The organism is Streptomyces sp. NPDC050703, assembly GCF_040654435.1.
Classification (GTDB): domain Bacteria; phylum Actinomycetota; class Actinomycetes; order Streptomycetales; family Streptomycetaceae; genus Streptomyces.
Map to the genome: position 1 here is coordinate 166,248 of NZ_JBFAHX010000013.1, position 8,455 is coordinate 174,702.

The window sequence follows — 8,455 nt, forward strand, 5'->3', positions numbered from 1 at the left end:
CATGACGGGTGGCCCGGCGGCCTCGCGCCGCCTCATACGCGTCCCGCCCTGCGCTGGGTGAGCAGGAGCCACAGCAGATAGACGCCGCCGAGTACGCCGGTGACGACGCCCACGGGGAGCTGGTCCGCGCCGAAGGCCCGCTGCGAGCCCCAGTCGGCGACGATGAGGAGGGCGGCGCCCATGAACATCGACGGCATGAGGTTCGGCCCCGGCGAGCGGGTCAGGCGGCGGGCGAGCTGGGGCGCGGTGAGCGCGACGAAGCTGACGGGGCCCGCGGCGGCCGTGGCCGCCGCGGTGAGCAGCACGGAGGCGGTCAGCAGGGCGAACCGGGTGCGTTCGACCGGCACGCCGAGCGAGTGGGCGGTGTCGTCGCCCATCTCCAGCATCCGCAGCGGACGCCCGTACACGAGGACGACCGGCACCAGGACCGCGACGAGCACCAGCAGCGGCCACACCTGGTCCCAGTCGCGGCCGTCGAGGGAGCCGGTCATCCAGACCACGGACCGCGCGGCGTCGACGAAGTCCGCCTTGGTGAGCAGATAGCCGTTGACCGCCGTGAGGAAGGCGGAGACGCCGATGCCGACGAGGACGAGCCGGTAGCCGTGCACGCCGCGCTTCCACGCGAGCAGGTAGATGGCGAGGCCGGTCACGAGACCGCCGGCGAGCGCGCCGCCCGCGACCTCGACCGCGCTGCCCTTGAACAGGACGATCATGGAGAGCGCCCCGGCCGTCGCGCCCTGCCCGAGGCCGAGCACGTCGGGGCTGCCCAGCGGGTTGCGCGCGATGGACTGGAAGAGGGCGCCGCCGAGGCCGAGCGCCGCGCCCACCAGGAGCCCGACGAGGACGCGCGGCAGCCGCAGCTCGTTGACGATGAACTCCTGCCCGGCGTCGCCTTGGCCGAGCAGCGTACGGACGACGTCGCCGGCCGGGATCGCGAAGTCGCCGGTGCCGATCAGGACGACACCCGCGGTGAGCGCGGCCAGCACGAGCAGGACCACGACCACCGCGGTGCGGACGTCGAGCCTGACCGAGAAGCCGCCCTTGGTACGCAGCGCCCTCACAGCTGGGCCACCTTCCGCCGGCGCACGAGGAGGACGAAGACGGGCGCGCCGATGACCGCCGTCACGATGCCGACCTGGAGCTCCGCGGGACGGGCCACGACCCGGCCGACGACGTCGGCGCCGAGCAGCAGCACGGGCGAGAGGACCGCCGCGTACGGCAGGATCCAGCGCATGTCGGGTCCGGTGAAGGAGCGCACGATGTGCGGCACCATCAGGCCGACGAACACGATCGGCCCGCAGGCCGCGGTCGCCGCCCCGCACAGCAGGGTCGCCGCCGCCATGGACAGGGCGCGGGTGCGGGTCAGGCGGGCGCCGAGCGCGCGGGCGGTGTCGTCGCCCATGGCCAGGGCGTTCAGGGGCCGCGCGAGGCCGAGCGCGAGCACCGTGCCGACCGCGAGGAACGGCAGGACCTGCTGGATGGTGTGCATGTTGGCGGAGGCGAGCGAGCCGACCGTCCAGAAGCGCATCTTGTTGAGCGCCGCGCCGTCCATGATCATGACGGCCTGCAGATAGCCGTAGAGCGCCGCGCTGATCGCGGTGCCCGCCAGCGCCAGCCGGACGGGCGTCGCGCCGCGCGCGCCGCCGAGGGCGTAGAGCAGGACGCCGACGAGCGCCGCCCCCGTGAAGGCGAACCACACGTAGCCGCTCAGCGAGGTGACGCCGAAGAAGCTGATCGCGGTGACGACCGCCGCCGACGCGCCCAGGTTGATGCCGAGCAGTCCGGGGTCGGCGAGCGGGTTGCGGGTGAGCGCCTGCAGGACGGCGCCCGAGAGACCGAGCGCGATGCCCGCGAGGAGCCCGAGCACGCTGCGCGAGAGCCGCTCACCGACCACGACGTCGCCGTAGGTCCCCGTGTCGTGGAAGAGGCCGTGCCAGACCTGCTCCATGGGCATCGATTTGGCGCCGACCGCGATGCTCGCGACGAAGACGAGCACGAGCACGGCGACCGCCGCGAGCAGCCCCGCGGAGCGTATCGCGCGGCGTCCGGGCGGCGCGGGAGCGGTCTCCGCGCGGGGTTCTGGGGGACTGTCGACCAACACTCGGTTAGGTTAGCCTACCCTCGCAGCGCCTCGACGAGAGCGCTCGCCGGACACTCTGCGAGAACGCTCGCCGGACACTCCGCGGGAGGGCGCGCCGGGACACTCCGCGAGCGCGTTCGCCGGGGCACTCCGCGGGAGCGCTCGCCGGGGCACTCGACGAGACAGTTCGCCGGGAAGGACGGGTGGGCTCGCCGGGAAGGACGGGTGTGCTCGCCGAGCAGCGTCGGGGGCTCGCCACGGGAGACGGGCGGGCTCGCCACGGGAGACGGGCGGGCTCGCCGCGAGAAGCAGGGGGGCGAACGCCGTCGCGTCCACCGACCGCCACGCGGACCGTCACGCGCCCGCCATGCCGCCCCCTCCACCCCCCACCCTTCGAACAAGCCGAAGAGGCCAAGCGATGACCGATTCCCCTTCCCCGTACCAGTACTTCGACGTCCGGGTGCTGCGCGCCGAACGGCTCACCCCCGCCATGATCCGCGTGGTCTTCGGCGGCCCCGACCTGCCCCGCATGGCGTCCGGTGGCCGAGACCAGCGCGTCAAGATCTTCCTTCCGCACCCGGGCCAGGACGCCCCGGTCATGCCGGACACCGCGACCGGCGACGCCGCCGACTGGTACGCCGCCTGGTGCGCCCTCGACCCCTCGGTACGCGGCATCATGCGCACCTACACGACCCGCGAACTCCGCCGCGACCCGCATGAGCTGGTCATCGACTTCGCCGTCCACGGCGCGGCCCCCTCGCCCACCGACGGCCCCGCCACGAGCTGGGCGCGGACGGCGGAGACCGGCGCCCGCGCCGGCGTCCTCGCCCCCGTCGACGAGGAGAACGCGGCCTACGACTTCCGGCCGCCCGAGGACACCGACTGGCTGCTCCTGGCCGCCGACGAGTCGGCGCTCCCCGCCGTCGCGGGCATCCTGGAGACCCTGCCGCCCGGCCTCCCGACACGGGTCTGGGTCGAGGTGGGCGACCTGGCGGACCGTCAGGCGCTGCCCAGCAGGGCGGACACCGAGATCCACTGGCTCACCAGGGAGGGCGCCACCACGGAGGCCGTCCGCGGCGCGGACCTGCCCGAGGGCACGCCGTACGCGTGGATCGCCGGTGAGTCCGCGACCGTCAGGGCCGTCCGCCGCCACCTCGTCGGCGACCGGGGCTTCGCCCGCGAACGCGTGTCCTTCTCCGGCTACTGGCGCAAGCACACCACCACCGACGAGCTGATCGACCGGGGCGAGTCGGCCTGACCGGCACCGCCCCGGCCCGGGGCCGGCAGCTCAAAGCCCTGCCCCTCGGCCGGCTCACAGTCCCAGCCGGGCCACCGCCTTGTCCGTGTCCAGCGTGCAGGAGCCGTCTCCCGCCTGCGTCCAGGCCGCCGCGCACAGGGCGCGCAGCCCGTCCATGGCCTCGCCTTCGCCGTCCAGTGCCAGCTCGCCGCCGCGCACCGAGGCCGTCCAGCCGCCGCAGGCGCAGCCGCCGTCGGCCGCGGTCACCTCGGGCTGCCCGGTGAGCATGCCGCGCAGGTCCGCGTCCACGTACGTCGGCCGGTGCCGCGGCGGCGCGGCGAGGAGCTGCGCGGCGTCCGTGACGCCGGTCATGACGAGCAGGGAGTCCACCCCGCCGTTGAACGCGCCCTCGATGTCCGTGTCCAGGCGGTCGCCCACGACCAGGGGCCGCTCGGCCCCCGTACGCAGGATCGTCTCCCGGTGCATCGGCGGCAGCGGCTTGCCCGCCACCTGCGGCTCCGCCTTCGTCGCGATGCGTACGACCTCCACCGCCGCGCCGTTGCCCGGAGCGATGCCCCGTGCGCTCGGGATCGTCAGGTCCGTGTTGGACGCGAACCACGGCACCCCGCGCGCGATGGCGTAGCACGCCTCGGCGAAGCGCCCCCACGCCATGTCCGGGCCGCCGTACCCCTGCACGACCGCCGCGGGGTCCTCGTCGGCCGACTCGACCGGGACGAGGCCGCGCTCCCGCAGCGCGACCCGCAGCCCCTCGCCGCCGATCACGAGCACCCGCGCCCCCGCGGGCACCTGCTCGCTGACCAGCCGGGCCGCCGCCTGCGCCGAGGTGATGACGTCCGCCGCCGCCGTCTCGATCCCCAGCTCCGTCAGATGCTCCGCCACCGCGTCCGGCGTCCGCAGCGCGTTGTTCGTGACGTACGCGAGGTGCATGCCGCCCTTGCGCGCGGTGCCGAGCGATTCGACGGCGTGCCTGATGGCGAGCCCGCCCGCGTAGACGACCCCGTCCAGGTCGAGCAGAGCGGTGTCATACGCCTCGCTCAGCGCCTCGCCGCTGCCCGCCGGCCGCGTCCTGACGCCCTCGCCCGCGCCGTCGTCCGCACCCTTGTCCGCGGTCTGGCTCATTACACATCGCTCCTCGCTCGCTACCACTCCCCCGATCATCGCTCATGCCACTGACACACATACGATGCCCCAATGAACACAGCGGGTCACACGGACGCAGCCGGGCTCGACCTGATCCCCTTCCGGGGCGTGCGGTACGTCCCCCGACGGGTCGGCAACCTCGCCGCGGTGACCTCACCCCCGTACGACGTGGTGGTCCGCCCCGACGGCCTGCTCCACCTGGAGTCCGCCGACCCGCACAACATCGTCCGGCTGATCCTCCCGCAGGCCACCGACCCCGCCGCCCGCAACCAGCAGGCAGCCGACACCCTGCGCGACTGGCTCGCCGAAGGCATCCTCGCCCCCGACACCGAGCCGAGCCTGTACGTCTACGAACAGTGGGACGGCGACATACTCCAGCGCGGCGTCATCGGCGCGCTCCGCCTCTCCGAGGCCGGGGAGGGCGTCGTCCTGCCCCACGAGGACGTCATGCCGCACGTCGTCGAGGACCGTGCCGCCCTGATGCGGGCGACCTCGGCCAATCTGGAGCCGCTGCTCCTGACCTACCGCAGCGACGGCGAGGACCGGAGCAAGGGCGCCACAGCGGTCATCGATCGCGTCGTCCCGCGCGAGCCGCTGCTCGCCACCACCACCGAGGACGGCTTCCACCACCGCCTGTGGGCGGTGACCGACCCCGCGGAGATCGCCGAGATCCGGTCGAGCCTCGCCGCCCACCAGGCGCTGATCGCCGACGGCCACCACCGCTGGGCGACCAATCTGCGCCTGCGCGCCGAACACCCCTCGCCCAGCGCCTGGGACTACGGCCTGGTCCTCCTGGTCGACACCGTCCACTACCCGCTGCGGGTCCGCGCCATCCACCGCTACCTCCACCGCCTGCCGGTCGCCGACGCCCTCGCGGCCATCGGGGACTCCTTCCGCGTACGCACGGTGGCGGGCCCCCTCGGCCACGCGCTCGACGTCCTCGCCGAGGCCGCGGCCGAAAGCAACGCCTTCCTCCTCGCGGGCGACGGCGCCTTCCACCTCATCGACCGCCCGTCCCCCGGCCTCCTGGCCCGTACGATCCGCGACGACCACCCCGAGGCCTGGCGGACCCTGGACGCGACGGTCCTGCACTCGACGCTGCTCGACCACGTCTGGCGCATCCCTGACGCCCCCGAGCACATCGCGTACATCCACGACGCCGAGGCCACGGTGGAGAAGGCGGAGCGCGACGGCGGCACGGCCGTCCTGATGCACCCGGTCCGCGAGGAGGTCGTCCGCGACCTGGCCCGCCAGGGCGTGACGATGCCCCGCAAGTCGACGTCCTTCGGCCCGAAGCCGGCGACGGGCCTGGTCCTACGAGGTCTCGCGTTCTGACGCGCTTCCCCACCCCCGTACGACCCCGGACATGCCGAACGGGCGGGACCCCTCGGAAGGAGCCCCGCCCGTTCTCAGCTGTGCGGACGATCAGATCTTGTCGCCGTCACCGTCACCGTTGCTGTCGCTGTCGGCATCGTCTCCAGCGACCTTGTCGCCATCGACATCGTCAGCGTCGTCGTCATCGCTGACGCGGTCGCCGTGGATGCCGTCACCGCGGAGGCTGCCGTCGCCCGTCTCGTCCTCGTCGTCCACGAGGGCGTCGACGAACTCGACGCCGTCGAGTTCGGCCAGGCGGTCGGAGGCGTCGGTGCTGCCGTCCTTGTCGGACTCGACGACCTTCGCGAACCACTCCCGCGCCTCGTCCTCACGCCCTGCCGCGAGCAGCGCGTCGGCGTAGGCGTACCGCAGTCGCGCCGTCCACGGCTGTACGGAGTTCGAGGCCAGCTCGGAGCTCTGCAGCGTCACGATGGCGGCGTCGATCTGGTCCATGTCACGACGTGCACCGGCGGCGACGAGCCGCATCTCGACCTGCCCCGCCTTGTCGAGCTTCTGCACCTCGGGCGCACCGGCCATCTCCAGCGCCTTCTCGGGCCGGCCCATGCCGCGCTCGCAGTCCGCCATGACGGGCCACAGCTCGACGCTGCCGGTCATCCGCCGCGCGGCCCTGAACTCGGCGAGCGCCTCGCTGTACTTCTGGTTGGCGTACGCGGCGAAGCCCGCCGCCTCACGCACCGCCGCGACCCTGGAGGCCAGCCGCAGGGCGATACGCGAGTACGCGTAGGCCTGCTCGGGGTCCTCGTCGAGGAGGTTGGCGACCATCACCAGGTTCCGCGCGACGTCCTCGGCGAGACCCTTCGGGAGGCTCTGCAGCTCCTGCTGGACGTCCTTGTCGATCTCGCGCCCCGTGACGTCGTCAGGGATCGGCAGCCGGCGGATCGGCTCGCGGTCCCGGTCGTCACGCCCCCCGCGGTAGCCCCCGCGGTCGCCGTCACGCCGGTCGTCCCTGCGGTCGTCCCGCCCACGGAACCCACCGGGCCTGCCGCCACCACGGCTGTCCTCACGACGCGGGCCACGGCCGCGGTCGTCGCGCCCGCGGTCGTCGCGCCCGCGGTCGTCACGGCCCCGGTCATCACGCCCACGGAAGCCACCGCCACGGTTGTCGTCCCGACGGAAGCCGCCCCGGTCGTCACGCCGATCGTCACGACGGTCGTCACGCCGGAAGCCACCGCGGTCGTCCCTACGGTCGTCACGGCGGTCGTCTCGCCGATCGTCGCGACGGAAGGCGGGGCGGTCACCGTCGCGACGGAACCCGCCGCGGTCGCCGCCACGGTCCCGGTCACGGTCGTCGCGACGCGGGCCACTGGGCCGCTCGTCACGGCGGAACGCCGGACGACCACCCTCACGGTCATCACGCCCACGGAAGCCACCGCCACGGTTGTCGTCCCGACGGAAGCCGCCCCGGTCGTCACGCCGATCGTCACGCCGGAAGCCACCGCGGTCGTCCCTACGGTCGTCACGGCGGTCATCGCGCCGGTCGTCGCGGCGGAAGGCGGGGCGGTCACCGTCGCGACGGAACCCGCCGCGGTCGCCGCCACGGTCCCGGTCACGGTCGTCGCGACGCGGGCCACTGGACCGGTCGTCACGACGGAACGCCGGACGACCACCCTCACGGTCATCACGCCCACGGAAGCCACCGCCACGGTTGTCCCCGCCACGGTTGTCATCGCGCCGGAAGCCACCACGGTCGCCCCGGTCATCACGCCGATCGTCACGGCGGTCGTCTCGCCGGTCGTCGCGGCGGAAGGCGGGGCGGTCACCGTCGCGACGGAACCCGCCGCGGTCGCCGCCACGGTCCCGGTCACGGTCGTCGCGACGCGGGCCACTGGACCGGTCGTCACGACGGAACGCCGGACGACCACCCTCACGGTCATCACGCCCACGGAACCCGCCACCGCGGTTGTCCCCGCCACGGTTGTCATCGCGCCGGAAGCCACCACGGTCACCCCGGTCATCACGCCGATCGTCACGGCGGTCATCGCGCCGGTCGTCGCGACGGAAGGCGGGGCGGTCACCGTCACGACGGAACCCGCCACGGTCGTTGTCACGCCTCGGGGCTCCGCGGTAGCCGCCCCGGTCGCCACCTTCCCGGCTGCGCTGGTCGCGCTCCGGTCGCTCGTCGGGAGAGTTGGTGGACATCGGTGACTCCTAGTCTTCGGTACCGCAGTCATTCTCGCGCAGCCGGAGTGCCGGCGCGCTTCGACAAAAACAAAAGGACCCCTGGCCCCAGCGTGGACGCTGGGACCAGGGGTCCTCCAAAAATTGTTCGGCGGCGTCCTACTCTCCCACAGGGTCCCCCCTGCAGTACCATCGGCGCTATGAGGCTTAGCTTCCGGGTTCGGAATGTAACCGGGCGTTTCCCTCATGCTATGACCACCGAAACCCTATGAAATATCCCGCTGTAGAGCAGGATCTCAAACAGGGCAGCGAACAAGCACACTTTTCAATTTAGATAGTGACGTTGTTCAGCCGACACAACTGTTCGTTGTTTCAGAACCAACACAGTGGACGCGAGCAACTGAGGACAAGCCCTCGGCCTATTAGTACCAGTCACCTCCACCCGTTACCGGGCTTCCAGATCT

General features: G+C 72.9%; 7 protein-coding genes and 1 rRNA gene. 2 read left to right on the forward strand and 6 right to left on the reverse strand.

Features of this window, described 5'->3' with window-relative positions; all coding sequences use genetic code 11:
• Positions 1-32: 32 nt before the first annotated feature.
• Both AB0I16_RS15355 and AB0I16_RS15360 read right to left on the reverse strand, forming a co-directional pair.
• Positions 33-1,061: an iron chelate uptake ABC transporter family permease subunit gene (locus AB0I16_RS15355; protein WP_363249863.1), complete on the reverse strand. Its 1,029-nt coding sequence runs from the start codon at positions 1,059-1,061 to the stop codon at positions 33-35.
• Positions 1,058-2,101 (reverse strand): iron chelate uptake ABC transporter family permease subunit, encoded by a 1,044-nt coding sequence (locus AB0I16_RS15360; RefSeq protein WP_363249864.1) that lies wholly within the window; start codon positions 2,099-2,101, stop codon positions 1,058-1,060. Before AB0I16_RS15360 ends, AB0I16_RS15355 begins: the two co-directional genes overlap by 4 nt.
• A gap of 397 nt (positions 2,102-2,498) precedes the next feature.
• Between AB0I16_RS15360 and AB0I16_RS15365 the strand changes: the two genes are divergently transcribed.
• Positions 2,499-3,338, forward strand: a complete 840-nt coding sequence (locus tag AB0I16_RS15365) for a siderophore-interacting protein (protein ID WP_363249865.1) — start codon at positions 2,499-2,501, stop codon at positions 3,336-3,338.
• 54 nt (positions 3,339-3,392) lie between these two features.
• Here the strand turns inward: AB0I16_RS15365 and AB0I16_RS15370 are convergent, their stop codons facing one another.
• Positions 3,393-4,457: an HAD hydrolase-like protein gene (locus AB0I16_RS15370; RefSeq protein ID WP_363249866.1), complete on the reverse strand. Its 1,065-nt coding sequence runs from the start codon at positions 4,455-4,457 to the stop codon at positions 3,393-3,395.
• 72 nt (positions 4,458-4,529) lie between these two features.
• On the opposite strand from AB0I16_RS15370, the gene AB0I16_RS15375 reads away from it, so the two are divergent.
• The gene (locus AB0I16_RS15375; protein WP_363249867.1) at positions 4,530-5,813 is read left to right on the forward strand and encodes a DUF1015 domain-containing protein; all 1,284 of its coding nucleotides are present in this window, start codon (positions 4,530-4,532) and stop codon (positions 5,811-5,813) included.
• Positions 5,814-5,903: 90 nt separating this feature from the next.
• Here AB0I16_RS15375 and AB0I16_RS15380 read toward each other — a convergent pair whose 3' ends face one another.
• The 3 genes from AB0I16_RS15380 to rrf all read right to left on the reverse strand — a co-directional run bounded on the left by AB0I16_RS15380 (position 5,904) and on the right by rrf (position 8,254).
• On the reverse strand, positions 5,904-6,743 hold the full coding sequence (locus AB0I16_RS15380; RefSeq protein ID WP_363249876.1) for a tetratricopeptide repeat protein: 840 nt from the start codon (positions 6,741-6,743) through the stop codon (positions 5,904-5,906).
• Entirely contained in the window at positions 6,635-8,044 is a 1,410-nt protein-coding gene (locus AB0I16_RS15385; protein WP_363249877.1) for a hypothetical protein, read from the reverse strand. The genes AB0I16_RS15380 and AB0I16_RS15385 overlap by 109 nt, the downstream gene beginning before the upstream one ends.
• Positions 8,045-8,137: 93 nt before the next feature.
• Positions 8,138-8,254 (reverse strand): 5S ribosomal RNA (gene rrf, locus AB0I16_RS15390).
• Positions 8,255-8,455 lie beyond the last annotated feature (201 nt).